This is a genomic window from Microbacterium sp. ZW T5_45 (genome assembly GCF_044987415.1).
Taxonomy (GTDB): domain Bacteria; phylum Actinomycetota; class Actinomycetes; order Actinomycetales; family Microbacteriaceae; genus Microbacterium.
The window spans coordinates 1-19,911 of the sequence record NZ_JBJDRJ010000052.1; the positions used below are offsets into that span (position 1 = coordinate 1).

The 19,911-nt window shown below is 69.5% G+C and carries 18 protein-coding genes; 13 read left to right on the top strand and 5 right to left on the bottom strand.

Features of this window, described 5'->3' with window-relative positions:
- The first annotated feature begins 484 nt into the window (after positions 1-484).
- From ACI3KS_RS18005 to ACI3KS_RS18015, 3 genes are read left to right on the top strand one after another with little or no spacing between them, the layout of a single operon-like run.
- Positions 485-1,762 (top strand): DUF445 domain-containing protein, encoded by a 1,278-nt coding sequence (locus tag ACI3KS_RS18005; protein ID WP_404919914.1) that lies wholly within the window; start codon positions 485-487, stop codon positions 1,760-1,762.
- Position 1,763: 1 nt separating this feature from the next.
- Entirely contained in the window at positions 1,764-2,708 is a 945-nt protein-coding gene (locus ACI3KS_RS18010; RefSeq protein WP_404919915.1) for an agmatinase family protein, read from the top strand.
- Entirely contained in the window at positions 2,705-3,235 is a 531-nt protein-coding gene (locus ACI3KS_RS18015; protein ID WP_404919916.1) for a hypothetical protein, read from the top strand. Before ACI3KS_RS18010 ends, ACI3KS_RS18015 begins: the two co-directional genes overlap by 4 nt.
- A gap of 8 nt (positions 3,236-3,243) precedes the next feature.
- On the opposite strand, the gene ACI3KS_RS18020 is transcribed toward ACI3KS_RS18015, so the two are convergent.
- Positions 3,244-4,248 carry a LacI family DNA-binding transcriptional regulator gene (locus ACI3KS_RS18020; RefSeq protein ID WP_404919917.1) on the bottom strand — a complete coding sequence of 335 codons (1,005 nt, stop codon included), beginning with the start codon at positions 4,246-4,248 and terminating at the stop codon, positions 3,244-3,246.
- A 162-nt stretch (positions 4,249-4,410) separates the two neighbouring features.
- On the opposite strand from ACI3KS_RS18020, the gene ACI3KS_RS18025 reads away from it, so the two are divergent.
- From ACI3KS_RS18025 to ACI3KS_RS18040, 4 genes are read left to right on the top strand one after another with little or no spacing between them, the layout of a single operon-like run.
- Positions 4,411-5,664: an extracellular solute-binding protein gene (locus ACI3KS_RS18025; protein WP_404919918.1), complete on the top strand. Its 1,254-nt coding sequence runs from the start codon at positions 4,411-4,413 to the stop codon at positions 5,662-5,664.
- A gap of 3 nt (positions 5,665-5,667) precedes the next feature.
- Positions 5,668-6,756: a carbohydrate ABC transporter permease gene (locus tag ACI3KS_RS18030; RefSeq protein WP_404919919.1), complete on the top strand. Its 1,089-nt coding sequence runs from the start codon at positions 5,668-5,670 to the stop codon at positions 6,754-6,756.
- Positions 6,753-7,592, top strand: coding sequence for a carbohydrate ABC transporter permease (locus tag ACI3KS_RS18035; protein ID WP_404919920.1), 840 nt, complete (start codon positions 6,753-6,755; stop codon positions 7,590-7,592). The genes ACI3KS_RS18030 and ACI3KS_RS18035 overlap by 4 nt, the downstream gene beginning before the upstream one ends.
- Positions 7,589-9,454, top strand: coding sequence for a glycogen debranching N-terminal domain-containing protein (locus tag ACI3KS_RS18040; RefSeq protein WP_404919921.1), 1,866 nt, complete (start codon positions 7,589-7,591; stop codon positions 9,452-9,454). The genes ACI3KS_RS18035 and ACI3KS_RS18040 overlap by 4 nt, the downstream gene beginning before the upstream one ends.
- Before the next feature lie 26 nt (positions 9,455-9,480).
- On the opposite strand, the gene hutI is transcribed toward ACI3KS_RS18040, so the two are convergent.
- The 3 genes from hutI to hutH are packed head-to-tail and all read right to left on the bottom strand — an operon-like array spanning position 9,481 to position 13,858.
- Positions 9,481-10,650: an imidazolonepropionase gene (hutI, locus tag ACI3KS_RS18045; RefSeq protein WP_404919922.1), complete on the bottom strand. Its 1,170-nt coding sequence runs from the start codon at positions 10,648-10,650 to the stop codon at positions 9,481-9,483.
- Positions 10,647-12,299, bottom strand: coding sequence for a urocanate hydratase (gene hutU / locus ACI3KS_RS18050; RefSeq protein WP_404919923.1), 1,653 nt, complete (start codon positions 12,297-12,299; stop codon positions 10,647-10,649). Before hutU ends, hutI begins: the two co-directional genes overlap by 4 nt.
- Positions 12,296-13,858, bottom strand: a complete 1,563-nt coding sequence (gene hutH, locus ACI3KS_RS18055) for a histidine ammonia-lyase (protein ID WP_404919924.1) — start codon at positions 13,856-13,858, stop codon at positions 12,296-12,298. The genes hutU and hutH overlap by 4 nt, the downstream gene beginning before the upstream one ends.
- 58 nt (positions 13,859-13,916) lie before the next feature.
- Here hutH and ACI3KS_RS18060 point away from each other — a divergent pair, with 58 nt between their 5' ends.
- The 5 genes from ACI3KS_RS18060 to ACI3KS_RS18080 all read left to right on the top strand — a co-directional run bounded on the left by ACI3KS_RS18060 (position 13,917) and on the right by ACI3KS_RS18080 (position 18,239).
- Entirely contained in the window at positions 13,917-14,747 is an 831-nt protein-coding gene (locus tag ACI3KS_RS18060) for an IclR family transcriptional regulator (protein WP_404919925.1), read from the top strand.
- Positions 14,748-14,814: 67 nt separating this feature from the next.
- Complete coding sequence (locus ACI3KS_RS18065; RefSeq protein WP_404919926.1) at positions 14,815-16,014, top strand: OmpA family protein; 1,200 nt, start codon at positions 14,815-14,817, stop codon at positions 16,012-16,014.
- Between the two features lie 41 nt (positions 16,015-16,055).
- Complete coding sequence (locus ACI3KS_RS18070) at positions 16,056-16,592, top strand: DUF3060 domain-containing protein (RefSeq protein ID WP_404919927.1); 537 nt, start codon at positions 16,056-16,058, stop codon at positions 16,590-16,592.
- A 4-nt stretch (positions 16,593-16,596) separates the two neighbouring features.
- The gene (locus ACI3KS_RS18075; RefSeq protein ID WP_404919928.1) at positions 16,597-17,316 is read left to right on the top strand and encodes a response regulator transcription factor; all 720 of its coding nucleotides are present in this window, start codon (positions 16,597-16,599) and stop codon (positions 17,314-17,316) included.
- Positions 17,313-18,239, top strand: coding sequence for a sensor histidine kinase (locus ACI3KS_RS18080; RefSeq protein WP_404919929.1), 927 nt, complete (start codon positions 17,313-17,315; stop codon positions 18,237-18,239). The genes ACI3KS_RS18075 and ACI3KS_RS18080 overlap by 4 nt, the downstream gene beginning before the upstream one ends.
- A gap of 3 nt (positions 18,240-18,242) precedes the next feature.
- Here ACI3KS_RS18080 and ACI3KS_RS18085 read toward each other — a convergent pair whose 3' ends face one another.
- On the bottom strand, positions 18,243-18,587 hold the full coding sequence (locus tag ACI3KS_RS18085) for a VOC family protein (protein WP_404919930.1): 345 nt from the start codon (positions 18,585-18,587) through the stop codon (positions 18,243-18,245).
- Positions 18,588-18,943: 356 nt separating this feature from the next.
- On the opposite strand from ACI3KS_RS18085, the gene ACI3KS_RS18090 reads away from it, so the two are divergent.
- A complete protein-coding gene (locus tag ACI3KS_RS18090; protein ID WP_404919931.1) occupies positions 18,944-19,843 on the top strand; it encodes an IS481 family transposase in 900 nt (299 codons plus the stop codon).
- Positions 19,844-19,911: the final 68 nt, after the last annotated feature.

Sequence of the window (19,911 nt, forward strand, 5' to 3'; positions counted from 1 at the left end):
CCACCGGATTCACCAGCAACCCACCCCCACCCTTCTGAGCACGCTGACACGTTGCGCTCCCGCGCCGAACGACCGTATGGCGACGCCGACGGTTCGCATTTCCTGCGTCGGCACCCTGCACTCCGCCGCCACAAGGCCACAAGACCGCAAGACCGCAAGACCGCAAGACCGCAAGACACGCTGGCCGGTGTCCACCCGCAGGGATGCGCGTCTTCCTATCTGACAGGAGCACCCGACCGATGAGGAAGGCCTCAAACGCGTAGACCGACCCGAATGCGGGAACTCTCTCCGACGGGGATCGCGATCTGCTTCTCCGCCCCCATGTTCAGGACCAGGAACTCCACCTGAACTCGCAGCGGCCATCCGAGATCGATGGCGATCGCTATCGGGCACTTCTGATCGAGTGGCGCCCTATCCGCCTCTTCTCGGTCAGACCAAGCCGCTAACCCGCGTCACCCCGCAACCCGCGTGACAGACTGTCCCCATGCCGCGAACGCAGATGACGCTGCTCTCCCCCGCCGATCAGGATCGGCTGCGCGCCCTGCGCCGGATGAAGGCCGTCGCGCTCGGTGCTCTGATCTTCATGGCCATCGCCTTCGTCTTCGCGTTCGCCTTCCAGGAGCGCGTCGGCTGGCTCGCCTACGTGCGAGCGGCCGCAGAAGGTGGGATGGTCGGTGCCCTCGCCGACTGGTTCGCCGTGACGGCCCTGTTCCGCCGCCCGCTCGGACTCCCGATCCCGCACACCGCGATCATCCCGAACCGCAAGGACGAGATCGGCCGCACGCTCGGCGAGTTCGTCGAGACGAACTTCCTCGCCGCCGACGTCGTCCGCACCAAGCTCCAGGCCACCCCGATCGCCCAGCGCGCCGGCGAATGGCTCCGCGAACCCGCGCACGCCGAGCGGCTCGGCACCGAAGGAGCCACGATCGCGACCGCCGTGCTCAACGCTCTGAGCGACGACGACGTCCGCGACCTCATCACCGACCTCGCCCGTGAGCACCTCGTCGCCCCGGAATGGGGCACCCCCGCCGGCGTCTGGCTCGAGAAGATCGTCGCCGCCGACGCGCACCACGGCGCCGTCGACCTCGCCGTCGACAGCATCGCCACCTGGCTCGCCGCCAACGAGGTCGCCTTCACCGGACTCATCTCGCGCCGGCTGCCGTCATGGGTCCCGAAACTCGCCCACCGGTTCGTCGACGACACCGCCTACAACGAGGCGGTCCGCTTCATCCGTGCGGTGCAGACCGATCCGCAGCATCCGGCCCGCCACGCGATCGACGGATATCTCGCCCGCCTCGCCGACAACCTCCAGCACGACCCGCTCACCAGAGAGCGGCTCGAGAACGCAAAGGCATCGCTGTTCGACAGCCCCCGGGTCGGAGGCCTCGCCGCCGAAGCCTGGAACACCGCGAAGAACGGACTGCTCGGAGCTCTCGCGGATCCCGGCAGCGGCCTCCGTCTCCGCATGAACCAAGCCCTGCAGGAGATCGGGGAACGCCTCACCACCGACGCCTCCCTGCAGCACCGCGTCGACGGCTGGGTGTCCGACGCCGCGGTCTTCCTCGTCGACCGCTACCGCCACGACATCGCCTCGATCATCACCGACACGGTCGAGCGGTGGGACCCCGCCGAGACCACCGAGAAGATCGAACTCATGGTCGGACGCGACCTGCAGTACATCCGCCTCAACGGAACCGTCGTCGGCGCCCTCGCGGGCCTCGCGATCTTCACGATCGCCCACGCCCTGATCCCGGGAGTCTGACATGCCCCTCTCGCACGATCCGCTCTGGCCGCGCGCCGGCTCCTGGCCCGCCTTCGAGGAGAAGGCAGCAGACACCACGACGGATGCCGTGCTGCTCGGCGTCCCCACCTGGCGCACCTCCCTCTCCCCCACGGGTGCCCATGCGACACCGGCCGCGATCCGCGACGCCCTCCCGCGCTACGGCACGACGCTCATGGGTCCGCCGCCGATCGACCTGAACGAGGTCCTCCGCATCGCGGACGCCGGTGACATCACCGAACCCGACGGCGACGACGGCGAGGCCCGCACCATCGCCCGTGTCCGCGAACTCGCCGCGGCCTCGGACCTGGTGATCGCCCTCGGCGGCGACAACTCGCTCACCTACCCCGTCGCTCTCGGAGCCAGCGCCACCGGACTCATCACGTTCGACGCGCACTTCGATCTGCGCGACGGGGTCTCCAACGGCACCCCCGTGCGCCGTCTCGTCGAAGACACCCCCGCTGCGGCATCCGTCGACACGGTTCCGATCGACCCCACGAGGATCGTGCAGATCGGCATCGCCGACTTCGCGAACTCGCTCGCCTACGCCCGGCGGGCCGCCGAGTGGGGCATCCGCGTGATCACTCTCGACGACGTCCGACGACGAGGTATCTCCGACGTCGTCGCCGAAGCACAGGAGATCGCGGGAGCCGAACCCGGCACCGGCGAGCGACCCCGCATCCATCTCGACATCGACGTCGACGTGTGTGATCGATCCGTGGCGCCCGGCTGCCCCGCCAGCGTGCCCGGCGGCCTCGCAGCGTGGGAGCTGCGCGCGCTCACCCGTGCCGTGGCATCCGACCCGCGCGTCGTCAGCGCCGACATCGCCGAGGTCGACGCGACGGCGGATGCCGACGACCACCGCACCGTGCGGCTTGCGGCCCTGTGCGTGCTGGAGTTGCTCGCCGGACTCGCGGCGCGCCGATGAGGATCGTCGTCTCGGGCACCCACGCGAGCGGCAAGAGCACGCTGATCTCCGACTTCCGACAGCGCCATCCGCGATTCGTCCTCCTCGACGACCCCTACGACTCGCTCGACGAGGCGAGTGGAGCCGACGAGGGCGCGTTCGCGCGGCAACTGCGGATCTCCGTCACGAGACTGGCCGACTCCGCCGATGCAGACGTGATCGCCGAGCGCGGACCACTCGACTTCCTCGCCTATCTCACCGCGCTGCAGCACCTCGGACGCAGCGACGGCGATCTGCTGCACAGGGCGACGGAGATCGTCGAGGACTCCCTCGCCGACATCGACCTCATCGCGCTTCTCCCCCTCGACGAGCGGCATCCGATCGACGTCCCCGACGATGAGGACCCTGCACTGCGCGACGCCATGGACGCGGCGCTCCTCGAGATCGCCGACGATCTCGCCGCGCTCCCGGATGCTCCACGATTCGTCACCCTCACTGGCGATCGCTCCGCGCGGGTCGGGGCTCTGGACGCGTCGATCCCTACCTGAGGAGAGGATCAGCGCACCACGAGCTCCGGCTCGATGAGCGCGTGCGCACCGCCAGGTTCGAGCCGACGTGGCAGCACGACATCGCCCGACGGGCCCATCAGCAGCGCGAGAATCGCCGTGGCCACGTCCTCCGGACGCTGCTCGACGCTCGAGAAGCCGAGTGCATCGGCGGTCGGAGTGTTGTCGAATCCGGTCACGGGGATCGACACCCTCGCCGCGGCGAGCGCGAGAAGCGCCCCTACCGCCAGCGAGTCGCTCGCGCACACGAGCGCATCCGCTTCGAGCCCTTCGGCGATCGCTCGGTCCACGGTCTCCCTGGCGTGCGGCACGGACTCCTCCGTGACGAGTCGTGGCGCTGTCAGACCTCGGGCCCCCATCGCCTCGAGCCAGCCGCGCTCGCGATCGTCGCCGGTCCCCGATCCGGCCGGCCAGCCGAGGAACGCGACACGCGAACCGTGATCGAGTGCATGCTCCGCGGCGGCGCGTGTTCCAGCCGCCCCGTCGACGTCGACCCAGAGATGCAGCGGATCCTCGATGTCGTCCTCACCCCAGGGCCGACCGAACGACACGAACGGCAGCCCTTCCGCGTCGAGGTGAGCGACCCGCGGATCGTCCCGCGCGGTGCCGGTGATGATGGCGGCGTCGATCTCGGAGCCCTCCCAGAGCTCCGACAGACGCCGCAGCTCCTCCTCGGCGCTGCGCGCCGAGTACACGAGCATCCGCAGTCCTCGCTCGCTCGCACGTTCCGTGATCGCGTGCACGAAGCGGTCGAGGACGACTCCCGAGATGCCGCCGACGTAAGGATCCAGACGGATGCCGATCGTGGAGCTGCGTCGCAGCCGCAGCCTCCGCGCGGCGGCATGACGCCGATACCCGAGCTCGTCGATCGCGGTCTGCACCCGCTCCCGCGTCGCCGGACGCACGATGTCCGGCGTGTTGAGCACATTGGAGACGGTCTGCCGGGAGACGCCGGCCCGCGCGGCGACGTCTTCGACGGTCGGGGCCTTCGCCATCGCACCTCCTCGTTCGCGGCATCAGGAGCGGACCGGGGTTGACACTTCCTCGATCCGCCGCCTAGCCTATGGCATGCGGAGTTTGATCGTTCAAATTCCTCACCCGAAACCCCGCGGCCCCGAGCCGCCGCACGCAGTCGCACTCATCAAAGGAGAGAGACAATGACACGGCACACCACACGCACCGTCCTCGGCACGGGCGCTCTGCTGCTCACCAGCAGCCTCGTTCTGACCGGATGTGGCTCCGGCTTCTCCGAAGGCGACAGCGGATCGACGGACTCCGGCGCCCTCACCTCCTCCGATGACGGGCTCACGCTGCTCATCGGTTCGTCCGGTGATGCCGAGACCGCCGCCGTGCAGTCGGCCGTCGACGCCTGGTCGAAGGACTCCGGCACGAAGGTCTCGCTCCAGGTCGCCAGCGACCTGAGCCAGGAGCTCTCCCAGGGCTTCGCGGCCGGCGAGCCCGCCGACCTGTTCTACCTGTCGACCGATGCGATCGCCGGTTTCGCCGCGAACGGCTCGCTCAAGGCCTACGGTGACGAGCTGTCGAACAAGGACGACTTCTACCCTTCGCTCGTCGAGAACTTCACGATCGACGACACCTTCTACTGCGCACCCAAGGACTTCTCCACGCTCGCACTCGTCATCAACTCGCAGATGTGGGCGGACGCGGGACTCACCGACGCCGATCTGCCGAAGAGCTGGGACGACCTCGCCGCAGTCGCGGCGAAGCTCACCACGCCCGAGCACGTCGGCCTCGCCTTCGGCGCCGAGTATCAGCGGATCGGCGCGTTCATGGCCGAGGCCGGTGGCGGGCTCGTGAAGGACGGCGCCGCCATCGCCGACGACCAGGCCAACGTCGACGCTCTCGAGTACGTCAAGTCGCACCTCGTCGACGGCACCTTCGCCTACGCCAAGGACGTCGGCGCCGGCTGGGGCGGAGAGGCGCTCGGCAAGGGTGCTGCCGCCATGGTGATCGAGGGCAACTGGATCACCGGCGGGATGTCGAACGACTACGCCGACGTGGCGTACACGGTCGCCGAGCTGCCGGCCGGACCCTCGGGTCAGGGCACGCTGCAGTTCACCAACTGCTGGGGCATGGCCGCCGACAGCCCCAACCAGACGGCCGCCCTCGACCTCGTCGAGTACCTGACCAGCGCCGACAGCCAGCTCGCGTTCTCCGAGGCCTTCGGTCCGATGCCGTCGATCAAGTCGGCCGCCGACGCCTGGACGTCCGCCAACCCCGAGCTCGCCCCATTCCTCGCCGGCGCGGACTACGCACAGTTCCCGCCGAACCAGGACGGTGCTGCCGACGTCGTCTCCGACTTCAACGCTCAGCTCGAGTCCCTCAGGACGGCCGATCCCGCACAGATCCTCGGTTCGGTGCAGTCCAACCTCGAAGCCGTCGTCAAGTAAGCCATGACCACGACGACCACGCCTCGCCGCAGCGGATCCTCCGGGCTCCGCCGCGGCGAGGCCGCCGCCGGCTGGCTCTTCACCGCTCCGGTGATCGTGATCCTCGGCGTGTTCCTCCTCGTCCCGGTGCTCATGGCGCTGTGGGTGAGCGTCTCCGACTGGGGCGGCCGCGGCAGTCCCCTGTCGGGATCCGTGTCGTTCGTCGGTGCCGAGAACTACTCCGCCGTCCTCAGCGACGGCGGGCTCGCCACCAAGGATTTCGGCACGGCCCTGCGCAACAACGCCTGGTACGTGCTGCTGGTGGTCCCGCTCCAGACGGCCCTGGCGCTGTTCCTCGCCGTCCTCGTCAACCGTGCGCGCCTCCGCGGGCGCGGCTTCTTCCGCACCGCCTACTACTTCCCCTCGGTGACGAGCTCTGTCGCGATCACCGTGCTGTGGATGTTCCTCTTCACCTCGAGCGGCGCCGTGAACGGCGTCCTCGCCTGGTTCGGCATCAACGGTCCGAACTGGTTCAACGATCCCCGCGGCATCCTGCATCTCGCACTCGGCACCGACACGGGCCCCGTCGCGCTGACACAGGGCGGCGTACTGGGCATCTCCTGGTGGGACTGGCTGGCCGGTCCATCGATCGCCATGAGCGCCTACATCCTCATGGCCGTGTTCACGACGTCCGGCACGTTCATGCTCCTCTTCCTCGCGGGCCTCCAGAACCTCGGCGGCGACGTCGAGGAGGCGGCGATGATGGACGGCGCGAACGGCTGGCAGCGCTTCTGGCGGGTCACCCTGCCGCAGCTGCGCCCGACGCTGTTCACGGTGCTCACGCTCGGACTGATCGGATGCTGGCAGGTCTTCGACCAGATCTACGCCGGGGGCCGTGGCGCACCGAGCAAGACGACGCTAACCCCGGCGTACCTCTCGTACCAGACGGCGTTCAAGAACCAGGAGTGGGGTCAGGGCGCAGCGATCGCGTTCATCCTCTTCGTCATCATCATCGTGTTCACGCTCGTCCAGCGCTGGGCGCTGCGCGACCGCCCCGTGTCGCGGCGCCGCATCCGGGCGTACCAGGTCGCCTCGAAGGGAGGCCGGTCGTGAGACTCTCCCGAAAGCAGCTCAGCTGGCAGATCGCGCTCTACGCGCTGCTGATCGTCCTTGCAGTGATCTACATCTACCCGTTCCTCATGCAGGTCGCGACGAGCTTCAAGTCCGATGCCGAAGCGGCGAGCAGCGGTGTCTCGCTCCTGCCCGACTCCTGGACGTTCGCGGCCTACCAGCGCCTGTTCGCGAACTCGGACTTCCCCGTCTGGTTCGTCAACAGCACGATCGTGACGATCGCCGTCACCATCGGCAGGGTGTTCTTCAACTCGCTCGCCGGCTACGCGCTCGCCCGCCTGCGGTTCCGCGGCAGGGGCGTCGTGTTCGCGGCCCTCGTCGCCGTGATGTCTGTGCCCACGGTGGTGCTGCTGATCCCCAAGTTCCTCGTGATCAACCAGCTCGGCATGTTCAACTCCTATGCCGGCATGATCCTGCCCCTGCTGGTCGATGCCGCGGGCGTCTTCATCATGAAGAACTTCTTCGAATCGATCCCCGTCTCGGTCGAGGAGCAGGCCCGTATCGACGGCGCCGGCACGTTCCGCCTGTTCTGGTCGGTGGTGCTGCCGATGGCGACTCCGGCGCTCATCACGATCGTGATCCTGTCGTTCCAGGGCTCCTGGAACGAGCTGAGCCACTTCATCGTCTCGACCAACGACCCCGCCCTGACGACGCTCACCAAGGGTGTCGCCTCGCTCGCGAGCGGACAGCTCAGCCAGGGCACCCAGTACCCGATCAAGCTGGCCGCGGCGCTCATCATGACGATCCCCGTCGCCGTGATGTTCTTCGTGTTCCAGCGCCGCATCATGAACTCCACAGAAGGAGCCGTCAAGGAATGACCCCCGATTCCTCCCTCCAGCCGCTGCTCGACGCCGCCGTGATCGCCTTCGAAGCGCCGACCCAGATGTGGTCGGACGCCGAGGGGCGCGTGGGCGAGGGGCCGATCCACGGTCTCTATCACGGGGATGTCCGTCACATCCGGACGATCGACACGACCGTGCACGGCACGACCCTCGAGTCGATCGGATGCTCGTCGCCCGATCCGCGGCGGGTGCTCCTCACCGACGTGCTCCGCGGGCTCGACGACCCCTCGGCGGACCCCAAGGTGCGCCTCGACCGCGAGCGCACCGTGCGCGCGGGGATCTTCAGCGAGAGCATCCGCCTGTCGGCTCATCTCGAGAGCGCCGTGCCGTTCGCGCTCACCGTGCGCCTCGTGCCCGACTTCGCGCCGCTGCAGCTGGTCAAGGCCGGTCTCGTCGGCGACTCCGAGTGGAGCTGGGACGGCACGTTCTGCCGCGCGGGCTCCGCCTCTTTCGCGGTCGCGGCCCCCGGTGCGACGATCGAGCACGAGGGCGATGCGCTCACCCTGACCTGGTACGCCGTCGCGGCCGCCCACGGCTCGACGCAGCTCTCGTGGTCGGTGCAGCTCGACGATCCGACCCTCGTGGTGTCGGCCGCATCTCCGTCGACGCGATCGGAAGGGGCGGGATCCTCGGATCCGCGGGCGGCACGCTGGCTCGCCCGCGCGGAGGCCGACCTCGACGCGCTCCGCCTGACGGTTCCGGAGCACCCCGACGATGCCTTCTACGCCGCCGGTGCGCCGTGGTTCTTCACCCTCTTCGGCCGCGACTCGCTGTGGGCGGCACGGCTCGCGCTCGATACGGACCCGGCCATGGCCGCCTCGACCCTCCGAGTGCTCGCCCGGCTGCAGGGGACGCAGACGGATGCCGCGACGGCACAGGCACCGGGGAAGATCCCGCACGAGCTGCGCAGCGGTGCCCTCTCGCTACCGCAGGAGGGGGTGCTCCTGCCCCCGCTCTACTACGGCACGGTCGACGCCACCCCGCTGTGGGTGTGCCTGCTCGCGGATGCCCACGAGGCCGGGATGCCGCTCGATGAGGTGCGCGCGCTCCTCCCGGCCCTTCGTGCCGCACTGGAATGGATGACCGTGCACGGCGACGCCTCGGGCAGCGGCTTCATCGACTACGTCGACGAGACCGGCCACGGACTCGCGAACCAGGGGTGGAAGGACTCGGGCGACTCCATCCAGTGGCGCGACGGCAGGCTCGCCGAGGGCCCGATCGCGCTCAGCGAAGTGCAGGCCTACGCGTATGAGGCCGCGGTCCGCGGTGCGGTCCTGCTCGACGAGCTCGGCGAGCAGGGCGGCGCAGAACTGCGCACCTGGGCGGCCGACCTGCGCGCGCGTTTCCGCGCCGCCTACTGGGTCGAGACCGTCGAGGGGCGCTACCCCGCCATCGCACTGGACGCACACGGCGCGGCCGTCGACACCCTCACGAGCAACATCGGGCACCTGATCGGAACGGGTCTGCTCGATCCCGACGAGGAGCGCGCCTGTGCTGCGCTGCTGTTGGACGCCTCGCTGTCGAGCGGGTACGGCATCCGCACGCTCTCGACGGGAGCCGCCGGATACTGGCCGCTGAGCTATCACGGCGGCAGCGTCTGGACCCACGACACCGCGATCGCCGTGCACGGCATGCTCCGAGCGGGTCTCGACGAGGAGGCGCGCAGCATCGCGCTCCAGCTCGTCGATGTGGCCGAGGGCTTCGACTACCGGGTACCGGAACTGCACGCCGGTGACACGAGGATCCCGGGCGGCCTGCCCGTCCCCTACCCCGCCGCCTGCCGCCCGCAGGCATGGTCGGCGGCAGCCGCCGTGGTCTGCGCGCGGGCCCTGCGGTGAGTGCGGGCTGGTCGCGGCCGTTCCCCTCAGCCGACGACCAGCCCGTCCTTCCACACGCGATCGATCAGCGGCACGCCCGGGCGATAGGCGAGGTGGATGCGAGACGGAGCCCGCAGCAGCACGAGGTCGGCGCTCTTGCCCGGTGAGAGCACGCCGATGTCGTCGCGGCGCAGGGCCGCCGCGCCCCCGGCGGTCGCCGCCCGCACAGCTTCGGCCGGAGTCATCCCCATGTCCCGCACCGCGACGGCGATACAGAACGGCATCGACGAGGTGAAGCTCGAACCAGGGTTGGTGTCGCACGCGAGAGCGACCGTGACGCCCGCGTCGATCAGGCGTCGCGCATCGGGATAGGGCTGGCGGGTCGAGAACTCGACCCCGGGCAGCAGGGTCAGCACGGTGTCGGAGGCGGTGAGCATCTCGACGTCGGCGTCCGTCAGATACGTGCCGTGATCGACGGATGCCGCCCCCAGCTCGACCGCCAGCCGCACGCCGTCGCCGGGCCCGAGCTGGCTCGCATGCATCCGCGGCTGCAGCCCTCGGGCGATGCCCGCCTCCAACACGCGCCGGGACTGCGCCACGGAGAAGGCGCCGGTCTCGCAGAACACGTCGATCCAGCGCGCGTACGGGGCGCACGCATCGAGCATCGGGCCGGTCACGAGATCGACGTACTCATCGGCCCTCCCCTCGAACTCGGGCGGCACCACATGCGCTCCGAGGAATGTGACCTCGCTCGTGGCCTCCGACGCGAGACGCACCAGGCGCTCCTCGTCGACGACGCTGAGACCGTACCCGCTCTTGATCTCGACGGTCGTCGTGCCCTGGGCGTGCATCTCGTCGATGAAGCCCCGCAGCCGCGCCCGCAACTCCTCGTCGCTCGCCGATCGCGTCGCTGCCACCGTCGAGCGGATGCCGCCGGCGGCATACTTCTGCCCCGCCGTCCGCGCCTCGAACTCGACCGCCCGATCGCCGCCGAACACGAGGTGGCTGTGACTGTCGACGAAGCCGGGGATCACCGCCCGGCCCGCGACATCGACGGTCTCGTCGGCCGCGGGCGCATCGCCGGCCGGGCCGACCCAGGCGATGAGGCCGTCCTCGACGAGCACGGCGGCGTCGTGGAGAGTGCTTGCCGGATCCGCCGCGTCGGCGCCCGCGTTCGTCGTCAGCTCCCCGATGTCGGTGATCAGCAGAGTGCTCACAGCATCGGCACCTTCAGCCCGCGCTCGCGCGCCACCTCGCGGGCGTGCTCGTATCCGGCGTCGACGTGGCGCATCACTCCGGTGCCGGGGTCGTTGGTGAGCACGCGCTCGAGCTTCTCGGCCGCGAGCGCCGAGCCGTCGGCGACCGTGACCTGACCGGCGTGGATCGACCTGCCGATCCCCACGCCCCCGCCGTGGTGCAACGATACCCACGATGCTCCGGATGCCGTGTTCAGCAGTGCGTTCAGCAGCGGCCAGTCGGCGATCGCGTCGGAGCCGTCCTTCATCGCCTCGGTTTCACGGTAGGGCGAGGCCACGGATCCGGAGTCGAGGTGGTCACGGCCGATCACGATCGGGGCCGACAGCTCGCCGGAGGCGACCATCTCGTTGAACTTCAGGCCGGCGAGGTGACGCTCCTGGTAGCCGAGCCAGCAGATACGGGCGGGAAGGCCCTCGAAGTGCACCTTCTCGCCGGCCTTCTCGAGCCAGCGGTGCAGGGCGGCATCGTCGGGGAAGAGCTCGGCGATCGCGCGCTCGGTCTTCGCGATATCCTCTGGGTCGCCCGAGAGCGCGGCCCAGCGGAACGGTCCGCGTCCCTCCTCGAACTGCGGACGGATGTAGGCGGGCACGAACCCGGGAAAGGCGAAGGCGCGATCGAAGCCGCCGAGCTGCGCCTCGGCGCGGATCGAGTTGCCGTAGTCGAACACCGCGGCGCCGGCATCCTGGAACCCGACCATCGCGGCGACGTGCGCCGCCATCGAGGCGCGGGATCTCCGGGTGAAGTCCTCCGGGTCGCGCTCGGCCTCGGCCTTCCAATCCTCGACGGATGTGCCGATCGGCAGATACGCGAGAGGGTCGTGCGCACTGGTCTGATCGGTCACGACGTCGATCGGCACGCCGCGGCGCAACAGCTCGGGGAACACCTCGGCCGCGTTGCCGACGACGCCGATCGAGCGCGCCTCACCGGCATCCTTCGCGGCGAGCGCCCGCTCCAGCGCCAGGTCGAGATCCGCGTGGTATTCATCGAGGTAACCGTGCGCCACCCGGCGCGCGAGCCTGCTCTCGTCGACGTCGACGATGAGCACCGCGCCGTCGTTCATCGTCACCGCGAGCGGCTGTGCCCCGCCCATGCCTCCGGCGCCGCCGGTGAGCGTCAGCGTGCCGCGCAGCGACTCCCGGCCGAGGGAACGGGCCACCGCGGCGAAGGTCTCATACGTGCCCTGCAGAATGCCCTGCGAGCCGATGTAGATCCACGACCCCGCGGTCATCTGGCCGTACATCATCAGGCCGAGGGACTCCAGTCGACGGAACTCGGGCCAGGTCGCCCAGTCCCCCACGAGGTTCGAGTTCGCGATCAAGACCCGCGGCGCCCACTCGTGGGTACGGAACACGCCCACCGGCTTGCCGGACTGCACGAGCAGCGTCTCATCGGGTTCCAGCTCATCGAGCGTGCGCACGATCGCGTCGTACGCCTCCCAGCTGCGGGCGGCCCGGCCGGTACCGCCGTAGACCACGAGGTCCTCTGGGTGCTCGGCGACCTCGGGGTCGAGGTTGTTCATCAGCATCCGCTTGGCTGCCTCGGCACCCCAGCTCTTGGCGGTGCGCTGGTTGCCGCGCGGTGCACGGATCGTCCGGGCCTGGTCGGTCATGATGCATGCTCCTTCGCGATGCGGGCAACGGCGCCGGACTGCACGAGCGCGGTCACGGCCTCCATGTCGGGTGAGAGGAAACGGTCGGGTCCTGGGCCGCCGGCGACCGTGCGCACGAGATCGCGCACCGCCCCGGTCGCGGGTCCTGCCTGCAGCGGGGCCCGCAGGTCCAGGGCGCGTGCGCCGGTGAGGATCTCGATCGCGAGCACCCGGCCGAGCCCGTCGATCGCGCGGCGCAGCTTGCGGGCCGCGGCCCAGCCCATCGAGACGTGGTCCTCCTGCATCGCCGACGACGGGATGGAGTCGACGGATGCCGGAACGGCGAGCCTCTTGAGCTCGGAGACGATGCCGGCTGCGGCGTACTGCGCGATCATGAGCCCGGAGTCGACGCCGACCTCATCGGCGAGGAACGGCGGCAGGCCGCGGTTGCGTGCGGGATCCAGGGCGCGATCGGTGCGGCGCTCCGATACCGAGGCGACATCGGCGACCGAGATCGCGAGGAAGTCCAGCACCGCGGCGACCGGCGCCCCGTGGAAGTTGCCGTTGGACTCGATGCGTCCGTCGACGGTGATCACCGGGTTGTCGATGACGCTGGCGAGCTCGCGCTCGGCGATGGTCGCCGCGTATCCCGCGGTGTCGCGCGCGGCGCCGTGCACCTGCGGCGAGCACCGCAGCGAGTACGCGTCCTGCACCCGTCCGTCCTCCGGCCCCTTGTGGCTGTGGATGATCGGCGACTCGGCGAGGAAGGAGCGCAGGTGCGCACCCGACACGCCCTGGCCCGCCTGTGGTCGCAGCGCCATGAGATCGGCGGCGAAGACGGCATCCGTGCCCAGCTGCGACTCGATCGACATCGCGGCCGCGACGTCGGCGGTCAGCAGCAGCGCGTCGAGGTCGTGCAGGGCGAGCGCGAGCATGCCGAGCATGCCGTCGGTGCCGTTGATGAGGGCCAGCCCCTCCTTCTCCACGAGCACGAGAGGCTCGATCCCCGCAGCGGCGAGCGCCTCGGATGCATCGACGCGTGTCGTCTCGCTGCGCTCGCTCGATGACCGGTCTGAGATGCGCACCTCCCCCTCACCCATCGCGGCGAGCGCGATATGGGCGAGTGGGGCGAGGTCGCCCGAGCAGCCGAGGGAGCCGTACTCGCGCACGATCGGCACGATGCCGGCGTTCAGCAGCGCGGCATAGGTCTCGACGACGACGGGCCGCACACCGGTGCGCCCGGACGCCAGAGTCTGCAGGCGGAGCAGCTGGATGCCGCGCACGACCTCGCGCTCGACCTCGGCCCCCGTGCCCGCGGCGTGCGAGCGGATGAGGCTTGCCTGCAACTGCAGTCGCCGTTCCGGGGCGATGAACGTGGTCGCCAGGGCACCGAACCCGGTGGAGACGCCGTAGTGAGGATGCGGGTCGACCGCGAGCGCATCGATCACCTCGCGGGTCTCGGCGACGCGGTCGAGGGCGGCGGGGTCGATGGCGACGGTCGCGCCGTGTCGAGCGACGGCGACGACGTCGTCGATGGTCAGCGGCTCGGCGCCGACGACGAGAGTGGGGCGTGCGGTCATATCCCGATTCCACACCTCCGAGGTCGCCACCGCGGGGTGTTCATGGCACGCTGTGTCTGTGATCCCAGACAGATCGAATGCCGCCACATCGGATGCCGAAAAGGCCGGTGCTGCGCAGGTGCCGGCCGCCGAGAGCACGCTGCGCATCCTGCGGCACCTCGCGGGGCGCGCGGCACCGGTGGCGGCATCCGCTCTGGCCCGCGATCTCGCGCTGCCGCGCTCGACCGTCTACCACCTGCTCGCCACGATGGCGGAGCAGGGTTTCGTCCTGCACTTCCGTGAAGAGCGCCGCTGGGGCCTGGGCACATCGGCCTTCGAGCTCGCGAGCGGCTACACGAGACAGCAGCCCCTGGCCCGCCTGGGCCGTCCACTCGTCGCCGCGCTCTCCGACCGATTGGGCGAGAGCGCGCATCTCGCGGTGATGAGCGGCAGCGACGTGCTCTACATCGTCGAAGAGAGAGCGGCACGTCGGCCCGCTCTGGTGACCGACGTCGGCGTGCGGCTGCCCGCCCATCTCACCGCCACGGGTCGGGCGATGCTCGCCGCTCTCCCCCGCGAGCAGATCGTCGCCCTCTACCCCGATGCGTCGGCGTTCCCCGACCGCACCGGTCGCGGACTCCGCCGACCCCGCGAACTGCGGGAGCTGTTGCGCGCGGTCCGCGCATCGGGATACGCGACCGAGGACGGCGAGGTCGCCGAGGGGCTGCGCAGCGTCGGCGCCGTGGTGCGTGATCACGCAGGATGGCCGATCGCCGCCGTCGCCGTCACCTGGGCGGGTGGCGACGAGCTCACTGACCAGATGTCCGCTGAGCAGACGGTCACAGAGCAGACCCTTGCGGGAGCGGTCCGCGAGACGGCGGCTGTGCTGGAATCGCGTCTGGCACGATGACCGCCATGTCGCAGGACTGCGACACGACGGCGACAGCATCGCCACAGCGGCTGGATACGCTCGATGCATGACCACAGCACGCATCACGATCCCGCGCTCCGTCATCGCACTGAGCTCCATCGCCGTCTTGGCGCTCACCGGCTGCGCGGCGGACGTCGGGGCGGAGCCAGCCTCTTCGAGCAGCTCCCGCCCGGCTCCGAGCCCGACGGCATCCGCCCCCTCCACTCCGACGGTCGCCGGCTACGACGTCGGGCAGTTCCCGCCCGTCCCCCTGTTCCGGCTGCCCGATCTGGCGCTGCTCGACACCTCGGCGTCGGCGTTCACGATCGAGGTGAACGCCGCGCTCGCCGACATCCCGGGCGTGACGGCCGCACCGGCGCACTGCGATGAGTCGGGTGCTGTGGTCTCGGGCAACGGCAGCGCCTACCTCTACGGCGACGGCTCCGGAGCGTTCACCGGCCCGGACGGAACAGTTCAGAACTTCGGAGACGGCTCCGGCACCTCGACGATCAACGGCGTGACGATCCAGAACTTCGGCGACGGGTCGGGGAACTACTCCGACGGCGTGGTGACGATCCAGAACTTCGGAGACGGATCCGGCAACTACTCGGATGCGACGACGACGGTCGAGATCTTCGGAGACGGATCGGGGAACTACTCCGACGGCGAGGTCACGATCCAGAACTTCGGAGACGGCTCCGGCAACTACACGGGTCACGGCGTGAGCATCCAGAACTTCGGAGACGGATCGGGGAATTACTCCGACGGCGAGGTCACGATCCAGAACTTCGGAGACGGCACCGCCAAGGTCGACGGCGTCGATGTCGAGGCCGAACCGCTGGCGACCGTGCCCCGCCTGGGTTCGTTCCCCCCGCTGGCCGCGCTCGCCCCGCTGGAGTCGTGCGGCACGACGCTGACCTTCGAGGACGGCGTGCTGTTCGACTTCGATCGCAGCGAGATCCGAGCGGATGCCGCGACCACGCTGGACTCCGTGGCCTCGGTGCTCGAGTCCCTCGCCGTCGGCGATGCGGTCGTGTCGGGCCACACGGATTCGATCGGTGACGACGCCTACAACCAGCAGCTGTCCGAGGCGCGCGCGAAGTCCGTGGTCGAGGGACTCACGGAGCGCGGGGCCACGACCCGGTTCACCGCGGAGGGCTTCGGAGAGACGCGTCCGGTCGCCGCGAACGAGGTCGACGGCGCCGACAACCCGGCGGGCCGACAGCTGAACCGCCGCGTCGAGATCTTCATCCCGGCCGCGCTGTGAGCGGCGCGGCAGGCCTGCGGATGTACGAGAGGATGACGGACATGCGACGCACGACACTGACTGCCGCGGCTGTGGCCGCACTGCTGCTCGCGGGAGCGCTGAGCGGCTGCTCCGCCACGATCGTCGACGGCGACGCCTCGCCGTCCGCGCCTTCCGAGGCGGCCTCCGAGCCGTCGTCGGCGCCGTCCGCGACCGCCCCATCTGCGTCTGAGTCCTCCGCGACGCCCGCTGACGACGACGCTGAGACCTCGGAGCTCTCCGACGAGAACGCAGAGGAACGCGAACGGCTCACCGCTGCTGCGACCACGACGATGCCCTGCCCGAGCGGCACCCTCGACCAGGACGGGGCGATCATCCGCGTCGAGGGCTCCTGCGCCGACCTCGTGATCGCCATCGACGCGGGCGTCGTGATCGCCGACGACGTCGAGAACCTCAGCCTGTCCGGATCGGGCACCATCGTCTACGCCGAGACGATCGGCTCCCTGACGGTGACCGGCAGCGCGAGCGTCGTGCACTGGACCGGTCAGGCCCCGACGGTCGATGACCGCGGCTCCGCCAATACCTTGACGCGGGGCTGAACCGGTGGACGCGCCCGAACGCCCAGGCATCCTGCTCGTCGACGACGATGCGGCGATCACCGACGCGCTGGCCGCGTTCCTCGCGCGAAGCGGGTTCGACGTGCGGGTCGCCGAGGACGGCCGTGCAGGACTCGCCGAGGTCGAGCGGGAGCTGCCCGACCTCATCGTGTGCGATGTGCTCATGCCGCACGTCGACGGTCGCGAGTTCGTGCGTCGTGTGCGGGCGCGGCAGCTGTCGCTGCCGATCATCCTGCTCACGCAGGTCGGCGAGTCGTGGGAGCGGAGCGCCGCGCTCGACGAGGGTGCCGACGACTACCTGAACAAGCCGTTCGATCCGCACGAGCTGATCTCGCGTATCCGCGCGGTCCTTCGGCGCACGGCGCAGGGCGCAGGGTCGCTCCGGACGGCGCAGAGGCTCCGTGCCGACGACCTGGTGCTGGATCGCACCGCACGTCGGGTGTGGCGCGGAGACACCGAGCTCACGCTCACGCCGAAGGCGCTGACGCTGCTGGAGTACCTGATGCTGCACCCGCACGAGGTGCACACGAGGGAGCGACTGCTGTCAACCCTGTGGGGCTTCGACTTCGCGACCTCGAGCCGCGCGGTCGACCACCGTATCGCCGAGCTGCGGCGGGTGCTCGACGACGCTGCGGGCGATGCGCGCTTCATCGAGACCGCGCAGAGCCTCGGCTACCGCTTCGCCGCCAAGGTGACGGCCGCATGAGCCCCAGGTCGCGCGCGGCGCTGGTGGTTGCTTCCGTCGTCCCGGCGGCGCTCGGCGTGCTCGCCGCCTGCGGGATGCTGATCGCCGGCGACGCCCGGATGCTCGCGGTCACCGCGGCGCTGCCCGCCGTCGTCCTCGCGGGCGGGCTCGTCATCGCGGCGGTTCCGCTGTGCATCCTGCTCGTGCGTCTGGCCCGCGAATCGCGGGTGAGGGCGGTGTCCGAGGCCGCCGCAGCCGCGGCTTCGGCTGCCGCCGATCAGGAGCGGCAACAGCATCGCCGGTTCCTTGCACGGCTCGACCATGAGCTGAAGAACCCGATCACGGCGATCAGGGCGACCGCGGCCGCACGCGAGGCGAGCGGCGACGATGCCTGGCGGACGGTCGACGCCCAGGCGACCAGGCTGAGCACGCTGGTGAGGGACCTGCGCAAGCTCGCCGAGCTCGAGACCCGCCCGCTCGACCTCGAGACGGTCGATCTGGAGCAGCTGCTGCGCGAATCCATCGAGGCTCTCGAGCCGCAGCATCCGGCCACCGGTGCACGGGTGTCGCTCACCGTGACCCGCGTCCCCTGGGCCGTGCCGCCGCTCTCTGCCGATCTCGATCTGCTGTCTCTCGCGATCGACAACGTGCTCGGCAACGCGGCGAAGTACTCCGCGACGGGCCCCATCGAGGTGCGGCTGCGCGAGCAGGACGGTCACGCCGTGATCGAGGTGGCCGACGCGGGGCGCGGCATCCCCGCGGCGGACCTGCCGCTCGTCTTCGATGAGCTCGCCCGCGCGCAGAACGCCAGGGACGTCGCGGGCTCCGGCATCGGTCTCACGCTCGTCGCGACGGTCATGCGACGCCACGGCGGCGACGTCTCGATCCGCTCGGTCGAGGGTGCAGGAAGCGTGGTGACGCTGCGGGTGCCGATCGCGCGGTGAGGGTCACCGCTCTGCGCTGGTGCCTCCGAATGACAGTTCGTTGCCGTCTGGGTCCTGGTAGACGACCTTGCGCATTCCTGCTTCGTACTTCTCGGTGCGAAGCGGCTCGATACCCCGCGCCGATACGCCTGCGATCGTCGAGTCGAGGTCGTCGACCATCACCATCGTCAGTGCGCCTCCGGCTCGTTCGGGAAGCAGCTCTATGTAGACGTAGGCGTGCTCCCCGACAGCCCACACCGATTCGTGGTCATGGGGAGAGAACGCCGGATCGGTGCCGAGCACCGTCCGGTACCACTGCGACGCTCGCTCGAAGTCGGACACCGGGAACCCTGCGAACAGATCGGTCATGGTGAGACCCTAGCCACTGCAACACATGGTCGACAGGGCCCTCCAACACGGCGCTCTTCGTCGACCCGATGTGCTCACATCGGCCCGGTGTCTCGACGATGCAGGAGAGGTACCGGCATGGCGCGAGCGCACAGGAAAGATGGGACGCGCGCCGCTGACCCAGGATGGCCGGCGCAACAACGAAGAAGAGCCCGGCCGATGGCCGGGCTCTTCTTCATGACCTGTCTCCTATGCCGAGACTCATCACGATTGGTGGACCTAAGGGTGTCTGAGTTCATGACATAGGCGACACATGATCGGCGACACGTGCGTCGCGTCATAGGCGACAGTGGGGCATGTCATCGAAGCATCGGGTCGTGGTGTTGAAGATCATCGCTGGAGAGCTCTCGGTCACGGCCGCAGCGTCCGAGTACGGGGTCTCGCGGCAATACCTGCACAAACTCCTCGCCCGATACCGGGCCGAGGGGCTCGACGGGCTCGACGCCCGATCACGGGCACCATTGACCCGTCCCCACGCGATCACCGACCGCGTCCGCGACCGCATCGTGCAACTACGACGCACGCTGACCGCGGCCGGAACAGACGCCGGACCAGTCACGATCGCCTGGCATCTGCGACAAGAAGGACTCACCGCCCCCTCCACGTCCACCATCCGCCGCGTCCTACACACCGCAGGACTGATCACCCCCGAACCCCGCAAACGCCCCAAATCCTCCTACATCCGGTTCGAAGCCGCGCAACCGAACGAGACATGGCAGTCAGACTTCACCCACTGGCGCCTCGCTGACGCAACCGACGTCGAGATCCTGAATTGGCTCGACGACCACTCCCGCAAGCTCCTCAGCTGCACCGTCCACCACCCCGTCACCGGCCGGAACGTCGTTGACACATTCCTGCAATGCGTCGAAACCTACGGACCACCCGCGTCCACACTGACCGACAACGGCCGCGTCTACACAGCCCGCCACTCCGGAGCCCGCAACGAGTTCGAGTACGTCATCGCCGCCCTCGGCATCCGACAGAAGAACGGCGCCCCCAACCACCCGCAGACCCAGGGCAAGATCGAGAGATTCCACCAGACCCTCAAACGCTGGCTGACCGCACACCCCCGAGCCGCGACCATCCACGAACTGCAGACCCAACTCGACACGTTCCAGGAGCACTACAACACCGCCCGACCACACCGCGCCCGAGGCACTGAACCGCCCTGGGTTCTGTTCCGTTGTCTATGTGAGCGCCGGTTCGGCGTTCTGTGATTGATAGTAGGCGGCTTCGATCTCGGTTGGGGTGGCGTAGTCGAGAGCTTCGTGGAGACGCTTGTTGT

What these genes read in the sequence shown, in the direction of transcription:
- ACI3KS_RS18005 (WP_404919914.1), top strand. Translation starts at nt 485, where the DNA reads ATGCCGCGAACGCAGATGACGCTGCTCTCCCCCGCCGATCAGGATCGG.
- ACI3KS_RS18010 (WP_404919915.1), top strand. Translation starts at nt 1,764, where the DNA reads ATGCCCCTCTCGCACGATCCGCTCTGGCCGCGCGCCGGCTCCTGGCCC.
- ACI3KS_RS18015 (WP_404919916.1), top strand. Translation starts at nt 2,705, where the DNA reads ATGAGGATCGTCGTCTCGGGCACCCACGCGAGCGGCAAGAGCACGCTG.
- ACI3KS_RS18020 (WP_404919917.1), bottom strand. Translation starts at nt 4,248, where the DNA reads ATGGCGAAGGCCCCGACCGTCGAAGACGTCGCCGCGCGGGCCGGCGTC.
- ACI3KS_RS18025 (WP_404919918.1), top strand. Translation starts at nt 4,411, where the DNA reads ATGACACGGCACACCACACGCACCGTCCTCGGCACGGGCGCTCTGCTG.
- ACI3KS_RS18030 (WP_404919919.1), top strand. Translation starts at nt 5,668, where the DNA reads ATGACCACGACGACCACGCCTCGCCGCAGCGGATCCTCCGGGCTCCGC.
- ACI3KS_RS18040 (WP_404919921.1), top strand. Translation starts at nt 7,589, where the DNA reads ATGACCCCCGATTCCTCCCTCCAGCCGCTGCTCGACGCCGCCGTGATC.
- hutU (WP_404919923.1), bottom strand. Translation starts at nt 12,299, where the DNA reads ATGACCGACCAGGCCCGGACGATCCGTGCACCGCGCGGCAACCAGCGC.
- hutH (WP_404919924.1), bottom strand. Translation starts at nt 13,858, where the DNA reads ATGACCGCACGCCCCACTCTCGTCGTCGGCGCCGAGCCGCTGACCATC.
- ACI3KS_RS18065 (WP_404919926.1), top strand. Translation starts at nt 14,815, where the DNA reads ATGACCACAGCACGCATCACGATCCCGCGCTCCGTCATCGCACTGAGC.
- ACI3KS_RS18070 (WP_404919927.1), top strand. Translation starts at nt 16,056, where the DNA reads ATGCGACGCACGACACTGACTGCCGCGGCTGTGGCCGCACTGCTGCTC.
- ACI3KS_RS18080 (WP_404919929.1), top strand. Translation starts at nt 17,313, where the DNA reads ATGAGCCCCAGGTCGCGCGCGGCGCTGGTGGTTGCTTCCGTCGTCCCG.
- ACI3KS_RS18085 (WP_404919930.1), bottom strand. Translation starts at nt 18,587, where the DNA reads ATGACCGATCTGTTCGCAGGGTTCCCGGTGTCCGACTTCGAGCGAGCG.